The organism is Paenibacillus sp. FSL W8-0919 (assembly GCF_038003785.1).
In the GTDB taxonomy this organism is placed as follows: Bacteria; Bacillota; Bacilli; order Paenibacillales; family Paenibacillaceae; genus Paenibacillus_AQ; species Paenibacillus_AQ lactis.
Map to the genome: position 1 here is coordinate 6,446,280 of NZ_JBBOPV010000001.1, position 20,633 is coordinate 6,466,912.

General features: G+C 47.9%; 12 protein-coding genes and 2 pseudogenes. 6 read left to right on the forward strand and 8 right to left on the reverse strand.

Annotation, left to right across the window (positions count from 1 at the left end; genetic code table 11):
* Nucleotides 1-84: 84 nt before the first annotated feature.
* The 5 genes from NST44_RS29245 to NST44_RS29265 form a co-directional block, all read right to left on the reverse strand.
* Nucleotides 85-4,875: a chitobiase/beta-hexosaminidase C-terminal domain-containing protein gene (locus NST44_RS29245; RefSeq protein WP_340901309.1), complete on the reverse strand. Its 4,791-nt coding sequence runs from the start codon at nt 4,873-4,875 to the stop codon at nt 85-87.
* A 216-nt stretch (nt 4,876-5,091) separates the two neighbouring features.
* Nucleotides 5,092-7,653: a LuxR C-terminal-related transcriptional regulator gene (locus tag NST44_RS29250; RefSeq protein ID WP_007130939.1), complete on the reverse strand. Its 2,562-nt coding sequence runs from the start codon at nt 7,651-7,653 to the stop codon at nt 5,092-5,094.
* A gap of 171 nt (nt 7,654-7,824) precedes the next feature.
* Nucleotides 7,825-8,994 (reverse strand): sensor histidine kinase, encoded by a 1,170-nt coding sequence (locus NST44_RS29255; RefSeq protein ID WP_340901311.1) that lies wholly within the window; start codon nt 8,992-8,994, stop codon nt 7,825-7,827.
* Nucleotides 8,991-9,680 (reverse strand): response regulator transcription factor, encoded by a 690-nt coding sequence (locus tag NST44_RS29260; protein WP_007130941.1) that lies wholly within the window; start codon nt 9,678-9,680, stop codon nt 8,991-8,993. The genes NST44_RS29255 and NST44_RS29260 overlap by 4 nt, the downstream gene beginning before the upstream one ends.
* Before the next feature lie 49 nt (nt 9,681-9,729).
* The gene (locus NST44_RS29265; protein ID WP_244869198.1) at nt 9,730-10,335 is read right to left on the reverse strand and encodes a hypothetical protein; all 606 of its coding nucleotides are present in this window, start codon (nt 10,333-10,335) and stop codon (nt 9,730-9,732) included.
* Between the two features lie 974 nt (nt 10,336-11,309).
* Here NST44_RS29265 and NST44_RS29270 point away from each other — a divergent pair.
* The 6 genes from NST44_RS29270 to NST44_RS29295 all read left to right on the forward strand — a co-directional run bounded on the left by NST44_RS29270 (nt 11,310) and on the right by NST44_RS29295 (nt 17,415).
* Nucleotides 11,310-12,776 carry a spore germination protein gene (locus NST44_RS29270; RefSeq protein WP_007130943.1) on the forward strand — a complete coding sequence of 489 codons (1,467 nt, stop codon included), beginning with the start codon at nt 11,310-11,312 and terminating at the stop codon, nt 12,774-12,776.
* A gap of 15 nt (nt 12,777-12,791) precedes the next feature.
* Nucleotides 12,792-13,976 (forward strand): Ger(x)C family spore germination protein, encoded by a 1,185-nt coding sequence (locus NST44_RS29275; RefSeq protein ID WP_007130944.1) that lies wholly within the window; start codon nt 12,792-12,794, stop codon nt 13,974-13,976.
* Nucleotides 13,973-15,064 carry a GerAB/ArcD/ProY family transporter gene (locus NST44_RS29280; RefSeq protein WP_007130945.1) on the forward strand — a complete coding sequence of 364 codons (1,092 nt, stop codon included), beginning with the start codon at nt 13,973-13,975 and terminating at the stop codon, nt 15,062-15,064. The genes NST44_RS29275 and NST44_RS29280 overlap by 4 nt, the downstream gene beginning before the upstream one ends.
* A 7-nt stretch (nt 15,065-15,071) precedes the next feature.
* Entirely contained in the window at nt 15,072-15,290 is a 219-nt protein-coding gene (locus NST44_RS29285; protein WP_007130946.1) for a hypothetical protein, read from the forward strand.
* Nucleotides 15,291-16,313: 1,023 nt separating this feature from the next.
* Nucleotides 16,314-16,982, forward strand: a complete 669-nt coding sequence (locus NST44_RS29290; protein ID WP_007130948.1) for a DUF6431 domain-containing protein — start codon at nt 16,314-16,316, stop codon at nt 16,980-16,982.
* A 172-nt stretch (nt 16,983-17,154) separates the two neighbouring features.
* Nucleotides 17,155-17,415, forward strand: a complete 261-nt coding sequence (locus tag NST44_RS29295; RefSeq protein WP_007130949.1) for a hypothetical protein — start codon at nt 17,155-17,157, stop codon at nt 17,413-17,415.
* 351 nt (nt 17,416-17,766) lie between these two features.
* Here the strand turns inward: NST44_RS29295 and NST44_RS31115 are convergent, their stop codons facing one another.
* From NST44_RS31115 to NST44_RS29305, 3 genes and pseudogenes are all read right to left on the reverse strand, one after another.
* Nucleotides 17,767-18,186 carry a VanZ family protein gene (locus tag NST44_RS31115; protein WP_356710800.1) on the reverse strand — a complete coding sequence of 140 codons (420 nt, stop codon included), beginning with the start codon at nt 18,184-18,186 and terminating at the stop codon, nt 17,767-17,769.
* Nucleotides 18,175-19,034, reverse strand: a pseudogene (locus tag NST44_RS29300) (transposase); the annotation flags it as partial. The pseudogene NST44_RS29300 and the gene NST44_RS31115, both read right to left, overlap by 12 nt.
* A 220-nt stretch (nt 19,035-19,254) precedes the next feature.
* Nucleotides 19,255-20,610: pseudogene (locus NST44_RS29305) on the reverse strand (ISNCY family transposase).
* Nucleotides 20,611-20,633 lie beyond the last annotated feature (23 nt).

Genomic DNA, 20,633 nt, shown 5'->3' on the forward strand with positions numbered 1-20,633 from the left:
ACAAGTGCGTTTCCAGTCTATATAGGACGGACATTGATTTCACTTCGTGACGATGAGGGAAATACTTGTCAGCACGATGCTCTATCATCTATCCAACAATCTTAGCAGCATCACCGTCGCTTCTGCACGGGTAGCCGTTTCGTTCGGCACAAAACGGTTTCCGCCGCGGCCATCGACAATGCCAAGTTTGCGGATGGCTTCGACCGCCCCTTTCGCCCACTGCGGAATCGCTTCATCATCGGCAAAGCCGGTTGACGCGTTAGCGTTAAGCTGTAGTTGTAACGCCCGAGCGATCATCGCAGCCATTTCTACGCGGGTGATCTGTGCGTTTGGACGGAAGCTGCCATCGTTGTACCCATCCACGATGCCCGCTTGTACGGCCTGCGCAACGGCTTGCTTCGCCCATCCGCCGATCCGGTCATGATCCGTGAAAGTTAGCTCAGAACCGTTGCCTTCCAGTTTCAATGCACCTGCCAGCATCACAGTAAACTCGGCGCGAGTAACCGGATTGTTTGGCTCAAAAGTGCCGTCCGGATAACCGCTGACAAAGCCTTTCTCTACAGCACGCATGATATAGTCCTCCGCCCAGTGTCCAGCGATGTCGGTAAATGCAATAACCGGTTCATTTGGCTTTGGCATTTCACGATAAATGGTCAGCGTATAGGTTTTCTTCGTGCCGTTTTCCGCTTGTACCGTTAGTTCAATCGTATTGTCGCCTTCCTCCAAATCGACTTGAATACTGTCCGTAATTACCTTGTCCTTCCATATCACTTTCGCCGCGGAGTGAGCTTCTTTGACCACAATCTCAATTCGTTCGGCTTCTGTACGGGCCGTATATTCTGCTGTTCCAGAAGCAAATGAAGGACTGAGCTTCAACGATTTCTCGTTTGCCCATACTTGCAAATCTGCCAAGTCAGCATTACTAGATAATACATATCCACCCCAACCGCCTCCTGAATCACTGTTCCCCCCTGGTGCTCTTGGGGTCGCTGTCGCTACGTTGGAGATATCACTGGCTCCTTCTGCAGAGACTGCCTTCACTGCGAATACATACGTTGTTCCGTTCGTCAATCCTGTGACGATGTAGGAGTTTGCTGTAACATTCGATTGAATGAGCTTCCAGTTCGCCGGATCGACAGAAGCCGATGGGCCTTCCGCTTGGTAAACGGCGTAAGTCACGCTGCCTGCTTCCGTAACCGCATCCCACTTTAATGTAACAGAACGATCAGCCGCAAAAGCTGTCAGATTCGCCGGCGCAGGTATCGTTGCAATCGTATACTGCTCCTCCAGCACTTCGCTGTCGAGCATACCTGCCTTCACCGCAATGGCCTTGAGCGTCATCTCTGTTGTCACTTCGATAGGCGCGGTATATTCGATGCCGCTACTAGTAGGCGTGCTGCCGTCCGTCGTGTAGTAGATGGTTGCTCCTTCGGTCGACGAACTCAACGTCACCCTTGTACCAGACGGAACCGTACCACCTGATGGATCTGCAACAGGTTTCGCTACTTGATCAGGTGATAGAATCGTATATTGTTCTTCCATCTCTTCGCTGTCGAGCATGCCAGACTTCACTGCAATTGCCTTGATCGTCATCTTTGCGGTCACTTCGATGGGCGTGGTATATTCGGCACTGTTGCTCGTTGGCGTACTGCCGTCCGTCGTGTAGTAGATTGTTGCTCCTTCAGTTGTCGTGCTCAACGTCACCTTGGTGCCAGATGGAACCGCACCACCTGATGGATCTGCAACAGGTTTCGCTACTTGATCAGGTAATAGGATCGTGTAATGCTCCTCCAGCACTTCGCTGTCTAGCATACCTGCCTTCACCGCAATCGCCTTGAGCGTCATTCCCCCAATCACTTCGATGGGTGCGGTATATTCGGCACTGTTGCTTGTCGGTTTGCTGCCGTCCGTCGTGTAGTAGATTGTTGCTCCTTCAGTTGTCGTGCTCAACCTCACCTTGGTGCCAGATGGAACCGCACCACCTGATGGATCTGCAACAGGTTTCGCTACTTGATCAGGTAATAGGATCGTGTAATGCTCCCCCATCACTTCGCTGTCGAGCATACCTTCCTTCACCGCAATCGCTTTGATCGTCATTTCCTCCGTCACTTCGATGGGCGTGGTATATTCGGCACTGCTGCTTGTCGGTTCGCTGCCGTCCGTTGTGTAGTAGATTGTTGCTCCTTCAGTTGTCGTGCTCAATGTTACCTTCGTGCCAGATGGAACCGCTCCGCCGGACGGACTTGCGATCGGCGAAGCTACCTGCCCCGGTTGCAGGATTGTATACTGTTCCTCCATTACCTCGCTGTCCAGCATGCCTTCCTTCACCGCAATCGCTTTGAGCGTCATTTCCTCCGTCACTTCGATGGGTGCGGTATATTCGGCGCTGCTGCTTGTCGGTTTGCTGCCGTCCATCGTGTAGTAGATTGTTGCATCGTTCGTATACGTGCTCAACGTCACCGTTGTACCAGCCGGGACTGCACCTCCCGCAGGACTGGCGATCGGCTTGGCAACTTGACTAGGAGGTAAGATCGTATAATGCTCCTCCATCACTTCGCTGTCAAGCATGCTGTCCTTTACTCCAATCGCCTTGAGCGTCATTTCCCCAGTCACTTCGATTGGAGCTATATATTCGATGCTGCTACTAGTAGGCGTGCTCCCATCCGTTGTGTAGTAAATCGTTGCATCGTTCGTATACGTGCTCAACGTCACCGTTGTACCAGCCGGGACTGCACCGCCCGCAGGACTGGCGACTGGCTTCGATACTTGCTCTGGCTCTGCTTCTTGTAAGAGCGTGATCGTATACGTTTTACTTTCTTGCAAATAAGGGACGACTTCCACGGTAACGACCGTTTGCTCATCGGTTACTGGTATATTGACTCCTTTAGCGGGATCGGATTGTCGCTCACCATTCACATACACAGCTGCAAATTCCGCATTTTCCAGTGTCGCGAGCACGTTCACCAACGTAACATGATTGTCAATTAATACCGTGTATTCCTGTTGTACAGTATCAAACAAGAGTTCCAATTCCCGACCGCTTTGATCGGTTAGCTCAATCGTTTCGAGATCGCTTGTTGGAATGTTGAGTTGATCCGAAACATTATGGCCCCAGCCGACAATCGTTCCGTCAGCTTGCAAGGCTAACGTGAGATGTGTACCTGCCGAAATCGCTACAACTTCACGCAAATTAGAAGGAACTTCGAGTTGGTTATATGTGTTATTTCCCCAGGCAACTACCGTGCCGTCCGATCTTAAAGCAACGGAATGATGGCGACCTGCACTGATGGCCACAACATCCTGCAGGTTTTCGGGCACTTCTAACTGTTTATACGTATTATCTCCCCAAGCGATCACCGTACCATCCGTTTTAAGCGCCAAGGAATGGTAATGTCCTGCGCTAATGGCTTTTACATCATGCAGACCACTTGGCATATCCAGCTGGTTCAATTGATTCGCTCCCCAAATCACTACTGTACCGTCAGCCTTCAGAGCAAGGGAGTGAAACAATCCTGCACTAACGGCAATCACCTGGTCCAAATCATCAGGCACATCGACCCGTTTATCATACTCCCCACCTTCAACTCTACCCCAGGCAACGACTGTGCCATCGGCTTGCAACGCCAATGTGTGATAGTTGCCTACGCTGATTGCCACAGTCTGTCCTTGCACTTCAGGCGGAATCTCCGCATAATGAGAATCGTCTCCCCAGATCACAATCGTGCCATCGGCTTTTAATGCCAAGGAAAAATAGCCCCCCGCCTCAATGGCTCGCACATCTTGCAAATCGTCAGGAATCTTAAGTCGATCGTACTGATCGCTTCCCCAGCCGAGTACTTGGCCATCGGAGGTTAACGCAAGCGAATGGGTTGTCCCGGCAGCTAATTGTTTGGCTTTCACACGTTCATGGACATGTTCCGGCACATCAGATTGACCGTCATCATTATCCCCCCAGGCAATGATCGTCCCATCCGCTTTCAAGGCAAGCGAATGTCCGTATCCCGCTGCAATCGCGATCACACCGCTTTTCGCAGTTTCGGGTACAACCGTTTGTCCGTTGTCTTCCCACGAACCGACTGAAATGCCCCAGGCAATGACAGAGCCGTCAGATTTCAAGGCTAGAGAGCGTTTTTCCCCTGCCGCAATGGCGATAACGCCGCTTTCCGCCTCTTTTGGCACAGAAGATTGTTCGTAATCGTTACTCCCCCAAGCAATCACCTTGCCCGAAGCAGTTAACGCTAAAGAATGATCAGATCCTGCACTAATGGCTACTGCCTGGCCCTGCACCTCGTCAGGCACATCGAGTTTCCCTCGGCGCCCATCTCCCCATGCAATCACTTCTCCGGCAGCCGTTAACGCTAAAGAATGCCAATATCCCGCCGCGATGGCGACAACGCCGCTTTCCGCTTCTTCCGGCACATCCGATTGACCATAAGAATTGGAGCCCCAGGCAATGACTTTCCCTGAGGACGTGAGGGCTAACGAATAGAAGGCAGCAGGACCCGATGCAATCGCTATAATATCGCTTTTCGCTTCTGCCGGTACATTGGCTTCGCCGAATCTTCCCCCACCCCAGGCGATGACCTCGCCGCCGGATGTGAGAGCCAGGGAGTGATCCTGTCCTGCGCTCACCGAAACAATATTGGACTGTGCCTCAAGCGGCACCGTTGTTTTGCCATACCCATTCGATCCCCAAGCCAGCACTTCCCCGTCCGCTGTTAAAGCGAGGGAATGGTAACGCCCTCCTGCAATCTGCTGGACCCCGCCCCAACGATCACTCAAGGCTGGATGAAAACTCCCTTGAGCAGACACGTTGTCATAGGGTACCGTGATCAGAAACGACTGGATGAGCAGCAAAGCGATGCACAGCTTCACCAAGCCGCTCCTCCTGTTGCATATGTATGATTGTTCCAAGCTTTTTCCCCATGGATTCATCTCTTACAAATCCTCCTTCAAGTTAATCTCTGCATAGCTTCACCCCATCTATTGTATATTCTTCCAATCCCATTGTGATCAACCCTGCCCGGCACAAAAGATCAAAAAGGTTGAGCAGGGTGGTTGAGATAATTTGTACAAAATAAAAAGAACGGGTCAGAACAATTGTAGTGTTCTGGCACGTTCCAACGCTTGTAAGCGATTTTTGGATTGCAATTTGCAGTAGATATTGTTAATATGTGTTTTTACGGTTGCCAGGGAAACATTCAATTTAAGCGCGATTTCTTTATTAGACATTCCCGTTTCCATCAACCGAAGCACGCTTTGTTCTCTGGCTGTAAGAGCAGCCAACGTTCTATCATGGGGAGTACCGGCTTCCCTTTCGGCTAGCGGAATCAGTCTCCGCAGCCGTTTCACATAGGATAAAGGCACCTTATGGCTGGGGCGGCGAAGCTGATTTTGGCGCAATCGGATATATTGATCCAACAATTGCCCAAGTGATGCTCCTTCGTCGACAAAGGTCCGGATATACCCTTCCGGCCGCGCCAATGCCAGCGCTTCTTCCAGTACGTCCATGGAGTCCGAAATCTTTCCTTGTAAGGATAGGATCATACTCTTGTGAACGAGCAGACGAATTCGGTCGCTTTGCCGTCCTTCTTCTATTGACAGCTGGAGTAGACGCTCCGTCAATGCTGCGGCTTCTTCCATTTTTCCTTGCTCCGCCAATATAGAGGCCAGTAAATCGTATTCCTTGATCATGGATACCGGAATTTCATCACGGAATCGCAAGCGGCTCTTTCTCAGCCATTGTCTCACCGGTTTCTCTTCTCTATGCATCCTGCCCAGCATGGCGCGAAACGAGGCGATTTTCCCGGACAAACGCGAATTCGCCGTCTTGGACGTGAGTTGGGTTAGCTCGCGTAATATGTGCTTTGACGTCGCCTCGTCTCCTTGTACGGTGGCAATGCGGGCAAGCCAGAGCGCTGCGATGGTCGCCAAGATTCGATGATCATGCAATCTTCCAATATCATAGGCTTGGCGCATCAGCTTTTCCGCTTCGACCAAGCGATTTCGTTCGTACTGCATTTTGCCTAAGTCGATATAAAGATGAGCAACAAAATAGACATTTCGGGTTTCAGACCAAATCGACAGCAAGGACGTTAACACCTGCTCCGCCAATCGAAGGCTGTCATCCGACACGTAGATATCCCACACCGGATGATAGCCATCCTCGTCGCTCCCAAACTCAATGAAGAAATCGCCTTCCGGATGCTTCTCGACATATTCATGTGAAAATTGAACGGCATATTCAAAATCACGATCCAAAAACGTGCGAAATGCAGCCAGAAAAGCGAGTCCGGCTTGCAATGTTTCGGCTTCTTCAGGAGGAAGGGGATCTGTGTCCTCTTCTAGCCTGCGAACCGCTTGCCAATACCCGTCAGTGGCCGCTTCGACATGCCCGGACAAGTACTGGGAAGCGAGTTTTGTCAACAGCATCATCGGTCTGGCAAATAACAGCGTGTCGGGAATTGCGTTTAACCACTTGCAAAGCGTCGTCCATTCATTGGTCATCAGCTCCGGTGTCATCTCCTCTATCAATGATAGCGCATGTTCATAATCGGCAGCCGCAAGGTAATGATCTACCGCTTCATGCGGATAACCGTTCTCTTCCAACCATTTTCCCGCTGTCATGTGAAGTGTTTGCCATTGCCGCGGCTCGCGCATTTTCAACTGCGCCGTCAAAAATTGCCGGAATAAATGATGATACCTGTACCACTCCCGCCACTCGTCCAAAGCTACAAGAAACAAGCTTTCCTTGTCTAATTGTTGCAGATACGCATGACTTTCGGCTATACCGGTTACCGCTTGACAAAGTTCGCCCTTCATCCGGTCCAAAATGGAAGTATAGAGTAAAAATTGCTGCATCGTTGCGGATTGTCGGGCTAACACCTCATCAAAGAAGTAATCCGATATATCACGTTCCGTCCCCGCCATCTTCCGGATTAGAGATACGGGATCGGTATGTTCGTGCATTGACAAGACCGCCAGTCGCATCGCCACTGCCCAACCCTCTGTCTTTTTTTGTACGGTCGCCACATCTTCATTGGATAATTGTATACCACCGCACTTCGCAAAAAATTCAGTCGTTTCGTCCGGCACAAACCGGAGATCGCTCGCCTCCAACGAGATCAGCCTATTTTCTGCTCGTAGTCTGGAAAGAGGAAGCGCTGGAGAATTTCGGCTTGCAAGATAGAGATGGACATGTAGTGGTAAACGTTCCAGCAGATAAGTGACGCCCTGCAAGATGGACGTTTCTTCGATATGATGAAAGTCATCCCATACGAGCACCATCGTGTGTGAAATGCGATGTAGCCCGTTGATGAGCGCAGCAATCAGTGACACACCCGATGGATCTTCTGCGGCATGACGAAGGACGTCCTGTTGGTCAAAAGACGGATAAGCTTGTTTTAACGCTGCAATGGTATGTGCCCAGAAGCGCGTGCGATCATTATCCCCTTGATCAAGCGAGACCCAGGCGACGGGATTTTCCAGCGTCATCACCCATTCGCCGAGCAATGTCGTTTTGCCATACCCGGCTGGAGCTGAGATCAAAGTAAGCGTGCGATCTAACCCTTCATGCAAACGCCGGGTGAGACGGGAACGCACAACAAGCGAGCTTCGCGATCGAGGAATATGCAGTTTCGTGGCTATGATCATGGCTTGCCCCCCTCCCTTATTTGGCAACCGTCATGAGATATGAACATTTTTTCTATTATTTTACCAAAAAACTTTTATTTAGGTAGGGCCTTATCGGAGCATGTCAAATCACTTCGATCGACAATGCTGGGGGTACTATTAACTTGAAATAGAATGGAGTACATCTTTCCGCTAGTCGATGACAGGAAGGCGGACGATAAAGCCTTTCATCGTTTGCTCACGACTGTATTCAATCGTTCCCTCATGCTTTTTAATAATGGATAACGCTATGGATAGACCTAGCCCTGTGCCTGCCTTGTTCTTCGTTCTACCTTCCGAAGTTCTGTAAAACGGTTCAAAGATAAACGGAATGTGTTTTTCATCAATACCATCTCCGGTGTCCATAATTGAAACGAAACACTCGCCTTCTTGACTTGTGCATGTGATGATCAATTTTCCTTGTGGCTTGTTGTACATAATAGCGTTCTCGACCAGATTGCTAATGGCTCTCTGGATTAAAATATCGTTCCCGTATATCTCAACATCAAGATGGATGTGGATTTCAATAGCAATTGTCTGTGTTGAAGCTAAATCGTTTAATTCACTTACTACTTTACGGATCAGCGAACCAACTTCAATCACATCCTTATCCGGATCATTATTTTTAGTAAGAACTAGCAGTTCATTGATCATATGATTCATTCGTTTTAACGTCTTTTCAAAAATGTCCGAGAGCTGCTGATAATCTTCCATAGTCGCGGATGGGTCACTCCTCAAGACGTCCAGATTCGTCTTCAAAATCGTCAAGGGAGTTCTAAATTCATGAGCGGCATTGGCCATAAAACGTTCTTGCTGTTGAAAAGCATGTTCTATTTTTTTCAGCATGGTATTGAACGATTCCGTTAATTCTTTCAATTCATCATTTGGCAGTTCCTTAACAGGAAGCTGCACAGACAAATCGTTGGCATTGATTTTCATCAGCCGTTCACTCAATAAACGCACCGGCCACAGACTTCTTTTGGAAAGATAATACGCCCCGATCCCACCTAATATAATCATGATGATCAGGCAGATCAGCGAAAAAAGGAGAACTTGTCCTTTAAATGCGATCAATTCAGATGAAAAGCTTACATCCGATATGAGCATCCCCTCTTCGTTTACCTGATTCACTTCAATGGTGGGTACGATCACTTCTTGGTCTTGTGGAAGCAGTATATCGTTAGGCTTCACATGGACGGCAGGAAGCATAATTTGCACGAAAATATTGAGCGAAACCATCAGAAACACGCCTGTCAATATGATTAAACCCAGGTTCCACAATACGATTGTTCCCGCCAATGTAAGCCGCCTGCTTTTCGTCATTTTGGTAACCCCTCAATTTGTTTGTTCAGTTGATAGCCGTACCCTGGCAATGTATTCAAAAAGTTTACATGGATAACGGATCTTATCTTACTACGCAAAGTCGTAATATGTACCCTGACGGAACTGGAAAAAGGGTCCGCATGCTGATCCCACACATGTTCAACCAATTGTTCAGAAGAGATAACTTGATCGGGATGAGATAAAAAATACTGTAATATGGCAAACTCCTTACGAGTGAGTGTCAACTGTTGCCCAGCGCAAGTTGCTGTCTTCGTAATCGGATTCAACTCGATAGGGCCATAAGTGAGCAACGGGCTTTCTCGTAAAAGATCACGTCTCAATAAGGCGCGTATTCTTGCTTTCAGTTCTTCAAAATCAAATGGTTTACCAAGATAATCGTCCGCTCCCAAATTCAATCCTTTCACACGAGAAGGCGTATCAGAAAGCGCCGTTAGAATCAGCACTCTGATTTGTTTGGACAGATGTCGTATGTGTTGCAGCACGTCTAATCCACTCCTATCTGGCAAGTTTAAATCCAAGATGATGATGTCGTAGGCATGGATTTCCGCCAGCTGACAGCCTTCTTCTCCATCAAATGCAATGTCTACCGCAAACCCTTCCATTTCCAATCCTTTTTCGATCGCATTGGCCAAATCTTGCTCGTCTTCAATCACCAACATCCGCATCTTTAGCTCACCTCTCAATAAAACGTCGTAGTCGGGGAATGGTTTATGTTTAGATCGTGATATTTCCAGTGACTGTCACTTGATGGGTATCCGTATTGTAAATCCCCACTCGATAGTTGTCAGCGACATTCACTACAAAAGTTCGACTATCGGCACCGCCTGTAAAGTTCACATAAAAAAAGGTATTGTCCGAGTCGATTAAACCAACTCGAAGTGTAGCGTCCCGAGGCAGCCATGTCAACGATATGGTAACCTCTTCGTTCCGAGTCAAATACCACGGGTTTCCAGACCCATCACTTATTGTGGCAAGTGATGATCCCGGCAAGTTGAAATTAACCGGATAAGCAGCCTGTACACCAACATCGTCAGAATCACCTAGATTTAATTCAATGATGTTTTCCTCTGATAGATCCATTTTGTGTACCGGCTGCCCGTCTACAGTGACATCGCTCGAAGTTGGGTTAGTGTCATTCACTTGAGAGATTGCTTGTTGATTAACTGTAACCGCTCCGGAAGACTGGCCCGAAATATCCTCTGACTTCGAAACAACATCACTCATTTGAATCGTTACTGCAGGCGCATCATTTGCCAAGGCAAATGCGGTCATGGGCAACACAGCCAGCAACAAAACAGCCGTAATTAAAAAACGTTTCATTTTCACTTTTTTCACCTCATTTTGTCTTTTCCCCGACTACTTAAAAACAGTCTATCCCATCGATCGTTAAATTTTTGTTAAGTAATTCTGTATTTCAGAAAAAGAGGAAGTCAGCTGAGGAACTTCTGGGGCGAGAACGATGCTTACGGTTATCGAGGCAGTCACGAGCCCCATCGAACATGATACTGTCCACCCAAACCTGCCAGTTAAAATCGGTAGCTTTTCCGATGACAATCGGCAGTCAATCCGTTAAATCCACGACGATCTGACAGAGCCACCGCCGTAGATGGCGGGGAAGCAGATAGAGAAGAGTCAGTACATGATCGCAAGGCCCAAATAAAATTCGCGCGAGTGTGCGCCCATGTTGAGGGATACGATCAAATTCGCCTTGCCGGTAATATCCATGAATCCGATAGTTAACGCCGGAGCGCCTGCGCGGGCGTTAGACCGACGGAAACAGCCGCCTTGGGTTGTCCACGCGCACACCTTCCTGTCTTCAAATCGGCCCCGTACCACCACCCCATTTTCGTTCTCGACGGACTAGGGGAGTTCGTTTACAAACAGAATAGTCACGCGATCCGCAAAGCCGAATTGTTCTGCCTGTTTTTGCAGACGGTGCACAAATATGAGGTCAACTGGCGACCCTCTTTTTTTCTAATCGATAATCTATAAATCATGAATAAGAGAGTCGTATTTACGTTAGATCATCCAACTTTGGCGAATGCTGCGAGCGGATCTATAAAAACCTGCTTCTACCTTCATGCCAGCAAGTACGGGAAGTATGTTCAAGAAGACTGCAGCAGTTGCGGTCATGTACTAGACATCCTCACCTATCGAATAACTTAGTAATGTCGTAACCTGAATCTTGATTTCACCTCACGATAATTTGCAACAGCATAACTGCCAATGGAATAAGAATCCACCCAATAGGAAATAATGATAATGATGAGATGTGAGAATCTGGAGGTTCGTCGATGGCAAGAAAAAAACAAAATCAATCGATCAAGAATGATTTTTTCGGAGACATTCAATCAGCCCTCGGGTTACCCCCGGACTTGGTCTGCCGATCCTTGTTTGTCCAAGGGGAACAAACCGTGCAGTGCGTATATCTGGAATCGATGGTCAATAAAAAAACGATTGACGAATACATTTTGAAATCGTTCACGGAAAATACGTTTTCCGAAGGGGAAGCGCCTCGTTCCGCCGAAAGCGGTTTTTTGCGCGAATTTTCCTTTTCCGATCCATATGAACAGTTGCGGGAACATGCCGTAAAAGCACTCCTTGCAGGCCATTGCGCACTAACCGATTTTGCAAGGGAGCGCGTTTGTCTCATCAATGTGACCGAATCCAAACAACGCTCCATTGAAGAACCGAAGTCGGAATCGACCATTCGCGGGCCGCACGAAGGCTTTACGGAAAGCATTCTGACCAATGTGGGGCTTGTCCGCAAAAGAATCCGCAACCCATTCCTCCGGTTTGATAAAATGAACATCGGCAATCAAACCGGGACGACTTTGCTTATGGTGTACATGGAGAACCTCGCCCCGGAATCGCTGGTCCGGGAAGTGCGCGGCAGATTGTCAGCCATCCGGACGGACAGTGTGCTGGAAAGCGCTTATGTGGAGGAATTCATCCAGGACCGGATTTGGTCTCCTTTTCCGACGCTTACCAACACCGAACGCCCTGATATGGTAGCTGCCCAGTTGCTGGATGGTAAAGTGGCCGTGATGGTGGACGGAACGCCCAACGTCCTGCTTGCCCCCATGACGTTTTTCGAGTTTTTCAGTTCTCCTGAAGATTATTATCAGCGAGCGGACATCGCCACGTTTATTCGCTGGATTCGGTTGATTTCCTTTTTTACGGCCGTGTTCGTCCCTTCCTTGTATGTCGCGGCCACGACGTTCCAACAGGAACTGATCCCGACCCAACTCCTGATCAGTTTGTCCGCCCAGCGGGAAGGGGTCCCCTTTCCCGCCATCTTCGAAGTGTTGTTAATGGAAGTCGTGTTTGAAATTATCCGGGAGGCGGGGCTGCGCATGCCGCGGGCGGTCGGACAGGCGCTTTCGATCGTGGGGGCGATTGTACTGGGGCAGGCGGCGGTGGAAGCCGGTCTCATTTCCGCCGCGATTGTCATTGTCGTTGCCATAACCGGCATCACCAATTTTGTCGTTCCGGTTTACAGCTTCGGCATGTCACAACGCCTGCTTCGCTTTTCGTTCGTGCTGTTGGCCGGCTTTATGGGCCTTTTTGGCATTTTATGCGGTGCCCTGTTTCTGGTTGCCCATCTGGTGTCGCTTAAGTCATTTGGCGTTCCTTACTTCACTCCCGCTTCCCCGTCCATAGGAACCGATTGGAAAGATGTGTTGGTGCGGCTGCCCCGGCCCTGGCTGGATCCGAACGGTCTGCCCGGATATATTCGGAATATGAAGAGAAAAAGGTAATCTGGAGGAACAAACATGACCAACCGGTATGCAGCGGGTCTGTTCATCCTGATGATGTTTACCGCCCTGCTTACGGCTTGCTGGGACAGGACGGAGATGAACGAACTGGCGCTGGTCAGTATGATGGGGGTGGACAGCGATCCGGAGAGCGACAAAATAACCGTGTATTACCAGATCATCAACCCGCTCAGCGGCACTTCCGCCAAAGGTACGCCGGGAGGCGAACAAGCCCCTGTGTACACTTACGAAATCAGTGGATCGTCTTTTGGAGAAATCAAATCTACGATTTACAAAATGTTGCCGCGCAAGTTATTTATGGCCCACTGCAAGGTGCTGCTCGTTTCCCAGCGGGCCGCCAAACAAAACATGCGCGATATTGTCAACTTTATCGAAATGCAACCCAACGGCCGCTCGTCGGTCCCGATGCTGATTGTCGACGGATCGATATCTCAGGTCATGAGAACATTAACTCCCCTGGAGCGGGTGCCGTCTGACACGATCGATTCCAGGCTCGACCTGCTGATCCGGAATTCGCTCCTAGTGGGAAAACAGATCAAGGTCAGTGATGTCATTGAACGGATGGAAAAGTCAGATACGATCGTATTACCGTTGATCACCGGAATGACAGAGGCACCTTCTTCCAACAGCGGGGAAAGGTCGGCGGATATCGACGCCAATCAAAACAACTTTATCATCCGAGGCGGGGCGGTTTTCCGTGATTATCGCATGGCGGGCAAACTGAATGATACGCAGCTGGTCTGGTACCATTTGCTAAATGGCGATCGAGGTCGCCACGTGCGACAGTTTCAGGTGGAAGGAAAACAGGTATCCGTGGAATTGAGACTGGTTCGCATAAAACGTGAGGTCTTCTGGAAATCCGACCAACCTGTCGTTCGGATCCGCTTGGACCTCGAACTTTCCACTGCCTATACAATCGAGTTCGTCCCGAAGTCTCGGAACGAGGTGGAGAGACTTGAAAACAGACTGAATCAGATCATAGCAGACGAGTCGCTTGCTTTCTATCAAATGATAAGGGAGCGTGGCTGGGATCTGTTAAGCATCAACGACTTGTTGCGCAAACAAACGCCAAATCATCCGGATATCGACCAAGCGGCGAAAAATGCACAAATTGAGATTCGTGCAAATACCCGGCTGCTCCGAACGGGAAGCATGAGTCAACCTTATGGAGGAACAGGATGAAGCCAATGATTTCCCGATTCCAGTTTTATCTGCTGACAATCAATTATATCCTCGGAACCACCCTTTTCGTGCTGATCGGGCGGCTGGTCGTACAGGCGGGACAGGATGCCTGGCTCATGCCCTTGTGGGCAGGAAGTTTTGGCATACTCGTCGGTCTGTTCTGGATTTTTCTTTTCCGATATTACCCGGGCAAAAGTCTGGTGCAAATCCCGCTGGAAGCTTGGGGACGTTCTCTGGGAACGCTTGTTTCCGTCCTGTATTTTCTTTATTTCTGTATTTTGGCTGGATGGGCTCTTCGAAATTTAAGCGATTTTTTAAATGGAACCATCATGCCGGAGACGCCGAAAACCGTTTTTCACGTCATGTTTTTGCTTGTCGCCTTTTACACGGTCGCTCAGGGGACGGAAGCCATCGGACGATTAAATCAAATCATCACTCCGTTTTTGTTCTTCCCGTTCTGGTTTGTTCTGTTGCTGGCAATGGTGAACTGGGATTGGGGAAGACTTCAGCCAGCTTTCCATTCCGGCCTGGGTGCCATTTTACAATACCATTCCTTTTTGGGCTTTCCCTATATGGAAACTATTGCGCTCACGATATTGTTTCCGCTGGTCAAACAGGGGGCAACACGCCCCTTTTTGCTTGGGTTGATGACCGCTTCCCTTTCTCTTAGCATGACCTTGTTTATGATTATCGGTTTATTAGGAGTGGAGAGGGCGTCACAACTTACCTTTCCAGTGTATACGACCGTGCAGGAAATTTCCATCGGAGAGGTGATCGTCAACATCCATTCCATTATCTCCGTTATTTTACTGATTCTGATTTTTATCAAGCTGTTGGTACTCGTTTACGGAGCTTCCGAAACGCTGCGTCAAGTATTTCGTCCAAAAACCCGGTGGCCTCATTTTCTGGGTTTGACGATTTTGTTGTCGGCGACCGCCTTGTCCATCTATGAAAACCCGATCCAAAACGAGGAATGGGATGAAAAATATACATTCATATATGACAGTTTCTTTGTTCTACTGATCCCCTTTTTGTTGCTAGTGACAACATGGGTCAAACGCACGTTCGAGAAGCGAAAAGGAGGATGAATTGAACATGTTGATGCTTCACATCCTGCTGGCGCCTTTGATAGGTTTACCGATGTTGGGATTGCTTCGAAAGAGACTTTATCGGGATGCAGCAGTTTTTGGGGCTGTATCTGTTATTGGATACGGATTATGGATTTGTATCGTGAATCATCGTCCTTTTATCATTACGATTTTTATTGAAAGAATGATTGAAATGTTAAAATCCATTTCAACGACGATGATATAAACGTAGAATGAATTGTTTTGCGGGTTCTTCCCAGTTTAGTACCACTATGATCCGCCAATCCTTGTGACAGAACCTTAACAGGAGATATGAAGGATGACTGAAAACAAATGATTACTAGCGGCAAAATTAATGCTTATAATAAACCGTTCCTTCATACCAGCCTTGTAGCCAGATTCTAGGGTACTGATTTTGAACGGGTTGATCTCGTGCGGAATAACCATTTCATAGATTTCCCTATCAAATAATACTTCTGTCGGAGGAAAGCAAGAAGTGAAGTCACTATAATCATAATTAAATAACCAAGCATTAAACTATTTTCAAAATCTTGGTGCATTGAAAAATAAACAAAACAGACTATTAGAATACCAATTACCGTTTTTTTTATATCAGTATCTCCTCGTATAATATGTTTATAAAAAATAAATATATGTGGTAAACTTGGGCATCAGAAGATTATCATAGGTTAAATTTATCGGAGACCAAGCAATGATCAAATATCAGGGGGAGGTCGTCGGAAACGACGGCCTTTTTACTTGGTTCAAGGGTTATGCGGCAAACTGGTCTCGTAGTAGATATGCGGCATGATAGGATACCTAACTAGAGACTGCAATTTTGCATGCTTCTTGAGACAAAAAGGACGCGTAAGCTTATGCTCTTTCATTTTACTGGTGATTCCGGATACTTTACCTTAGGTTTAGGTCCTTTAGCAAACCCGGATATACTCCTTTCAATTTTCTTCTTCCCTTAATAACACAGCTCAAAACTTCTTTTCATCGGGCATTTTTTCTTGTTATTTCGCCCCCCTTCCCTCCCTCTTTTTATTTCATAGCTTTCAGAAAAGATGCTAAAGCAATATCATGTTTGTCTATTATTAAAAACGTTTGAAATCATGATATGCTGTTCGCCGCCTGATTATTTGGCGGAAAAAAACCATGGATTCGCCATTCGGTTTGGCGGAGCCAAACCGAATAAACAGCCGACAATAGCCTAATCCCTTCTGTACATTGACGGGGGATTAGGCTATTGTCGATTAAAAAGGAAAATGCTCCCGAACCTTTGGCGAGGATCCCCGGGAGCATTCACTTCATCATGTCAAAAGTACTTTATTTCGGCCTTTCTTGCAAGGCTTATTTACGCACTTTCGAGAATCAATCTCCTGACGTCCAAATCTGCTGTGACGATTGCGGCCGGCTTCTCCATAAACACGGTCGTTATTGGCGAGGCGTTGTGACGAAACACGAAGTCATCCTGATCCCCATCTACCGCTGGTACTGTCCTGCTTGTAATAAGACGATTTCCCTTCTGCCGGAATTTCTGATTCCATGGGCCCGGTATGCGACTTGGGTGCGAGAAGCGGCATTGAAGCGCAAGCGCAAGGGATTCTCTTGGCGGCAGATCGCAGAAAGCACGACAACATCTAGCGTCCGTTACAGCTTCCGTACGTTGAAACGCTGGTGGGCAAGGCATTTGCACCGCGCAGCAAATGCGGCACTTTGGGTTGCCGGGCAATTCATTGCCGGGGGAGTAGACGAAGATATGCTCCGCCTTTACCCCACCATGATGAATCCAACGCCAATGGACACACTGGATTGGCTGAACAAACTGTTATCCCGATTCATCCCCGCTGGCGCATCTAGACGGGGCTATTGGACTTTTCTAAATGCAGGGTTACCTGCAGCATCACGCTTATAAATTCCTTCAGCATCCGCCGCCAAGGAGCACGGCAAGCGAAAGTCGCCCCCAAAATCGCTTTAAAAATCGCCTGGACGGCAAGTTGCCCTCCCGATCCCACAAAATATGCGCCCTCCCTGGTTTCTAGCGTCTATGGGATACTCTCATAGACCACAGGGAGAGGAGATTTTGCATGGATGAGCAAGCAAGGCAGCAAGAGGCTAACTTCCGTTACGGCTTGATTGCGCCCCTGGTTAGCCGCAAATTGGATCCCGGAGAGCAAATGGCACTCATGCGCGAAATTGTAAGCCACGAGTATGAAACACCGTCGGGAAATGCCGATAACCTTATGCTGCAAGATCATCAGCATTTCTTATTTTCTTTACAAATCAGTCAAATGAGTAAACTCCATGTGCGTATAATAAACGCTTGTAATAGGAAAACAGACTTCTAAATCTGAATTCAAATCGCTATAAACGAAAAAAGACCGTACAACAGTCTATTTACAATTTTTATTCATGAAATAATGCGTACTAAGATCAGTTCTCTAGCTCGCGTACTGTTTCTTTTACCTAGATGCTAACCCGGTGGAAGCAAAGTTTCCAGGGCAAAAATCTACGCGGATTAGCGGTCAGACTAGCTGACGGCTATAAAAGTTTAATACCTGATTGCAGGTCCTTATATCCAGTTGAGTTATTTAACCCCTTTTTCTATGAAAGTCAAGTAATCGCACTCTATGTGATGTGTTCAGCATCCAGCACCATTATCTAAGATTTTGAGCCCTTTTCACGTATTCATAGAGTTGTTACTTTCGAAATTCAGGTTTAGCTATTTTCCTGGCTAATATTCTAAACCCACTATAAACAAAATATCCAATTAAACAACCTGTCATATTCAAAATGATATCATCAACATCAAAATAACCTAACATTGTGACAAATTGGAAACTCTCGATCCCAATTATACTGATTAAACAAATCAACAAAGTCTTAGAAAGTTTCCTGTACTTTGTAAAAATAGTAGGGATTAAGAATCCTAATGGACAGAACGTAACAATATTACCCAAAATATTTATGAAGGCAAATGGAGTCGTTTTAAAACGGAAATAACTTGAGATACTTCGAAAAGGATCTACATTGTAGTTCCAGATCCCGATACTCCTATTTTCAAGTATGGATTGTATTCTATCAATAAAACCAATAGGTTTTACTACAATGATCGCCACGCGGCGGGGCTTTTTCCAGGATGTCGCTTTGTAAATGAGCGTTATCCCTTCGATAATCCAGTCTTCATCGACAAATCGTTTCCAGTACCGGCAGGCTGCACCTGCGCCGCAAGGCGCTGCGTCCTTTTCAGCTTGCCGACGTAGCCGATGTTCTTGCCTTCCCACAGGCTATAGAACTCCTCGCCGCCGAAGCCCTTGTCGAATCGGGCATATTTCACCGAACGTCCGCCAAGGAGCTCGAACGTGTTGTCTAAGAATGAAGCAGCATCCGTAGAGGCATGCGTGTTCCCAGATCGGAGGAAGTCATTCAGGCACAGGCGAGACTACCCCTCAAATGTCAGTAGCGGGTGGTAGCTTTTGCGGCCGGGCTTGTGCGGGTTCTTTCCTTTCTCTGCGCCGACTTGATCGCCGTATACGGTTTCCGCCGTCGAATCCAGATCAAGGACAAGTTTAGACGGCAGGCAGGGCCGAATGACGGTCTGATTGAGCGTTCGCAGTTCGAACCGCAAGTTAGGACAAGATGTTCTCAATCGAATCAGTTCTTTGTACAGCAAGGTATGGTGTGGGCATCGCCCGCCAAGAAATCGCTTCAGAAGCTAGTCGCGCTATAGTTTGCGAAAATGAAAGAGCCGCTCGCAGCCGAGCATCCAACCCACGATGAGATAAAGCAGAATGCGGTAAATCGGAAAGAGAGAATTTCGTCCTTTGCCGCAAGAGATGTCACGTAACGCTTCGGAGAGCTTTATTTTCTCAAGGTATTCCAGAAAGATTTTGATGCCTCCGAAGCTGGTGGCATTCTCCAAGGAAAATTCAGTCTTGATCTTGCTGACGGGTGTGGTAGACTTCACCTAAAAGGTGCTCCTCTCTTTGGGTGATGTGTTTCAGTCAAACACCATTCTACCAAAGATTTGGATCCCTTTTCACGTTTCCACGGAGCTGTACGTTCGAAATTCAGGATTACTTTTCGTTTCTAATTAGTTACCCCTGAAAAATTCGAATTTAGAGTTCGCTCTACTCTCCTTGAAATTTTCAGGTGGACATATTTCCTTTGTATTCCATTTCTTTGCCTTATTTGATCATCTGAGCGGCTTTTCTGAGGTTATGAACCCAAATTCCCAAGCCGATCCAGGTTTTTGAGCCAACAAAGCCCCTGTACCGGCTGCGGTTTAAACCGTACCTGCGTTTCAGTAAAATGATTTTGGCTTCACCTGCAGCGCGGAAGCGTTGCAAATCTTTATACCATAACTGTTTCTCAAGTCCCGCACGTTTCTTGCTCTTCTTCCCTCAGAATGGGGTGCTGATTCGTGTTACACCCAGTTCTGCAAGGGTCGATTCATTTTTCTTGCTGCCGAAGCCGCGGTCGGTTGCCACAGCACGGGGCACCGAGCCAAATCGTTCTTTATGTTGTACCACGGCGGGAACGAGCATTTCGTCGTCCGAGGGGTTACCTTTGTATAACTCATAGCCGGTTACAAACCCATTTTCGGTTTCATCGATTCGCGCTTTGTATCCGAATTCCGCGCTCTTGGATAGCTTCCCTTTTTTGATCGGGCGTGCTTCAGGATCAAAGAAGCTGACGATCCGATCTGGAATAATGCGGTTTCCGGATACCACTTGCTTGGCCTGATCGACGAGCTTTTGGGTCAAGGTAATAGCTTCACCTAACTTCTCTTTCATCGCCTTGACGGACGCCTTACCTTTATCCTTTGTAAGATTCATAACAGCTGTTGATTTCTGACATACGTCTTCCGTCATCGCAACGACTTGCTCCGTTATGGCATTGAGCTCGTCCCATGACTGTTGCGTGCGCCGGCGCAGCAACTTGGCGATCGAAAGGATGTGTTGCTTCACTTCACTGTTTTTATCCTCGAAGTTCCGGGTCGCTTCGGACGCCACTTTCCGGATCTTGCCTACCAGGCGAGTGATGACCTTTACGCCATCCTGCAGCAAGGTCGCATCGGTCGGATGATGTACATCCGATTCGACTACGGTGGTATCCGTCCGCAGCTTCCGGTGTTTGAGCACCTTCGCTTCATCCAGTTTTTGAAGCAAAAGCTCATTGAGTTGTTCGACCCATTCTTCGCCATAGCGCTGGCGCGCTTTGATCAAGGTCGTCGGATCAGGCATCTTTTCGTCAATGGGTATGCGGCAAAATCGCCGCCACGTCAGACTGTCGCCTACTTCCTGCACGAGGGATTCGTAACCGAAATTGTAGCGGCGCTTCAGATACATGAGACGCAGGAAGGTTTCAATCGCTTTGGTCGGACGGCCCCTTCGGGTGTGATGCTTCTCTAGAAAAGGCTGCATGAAACGTTCATCATCCAGCAAGGCATCTATTTTAGCCAGTTCTTCAGGCAACGACCATACGCTCTCAGAGATGATGGAATCCCACAATGTGATTTGTTCTTCACGAAGTTTCAACATTTTTCTCACCTCAAAAGGATTTT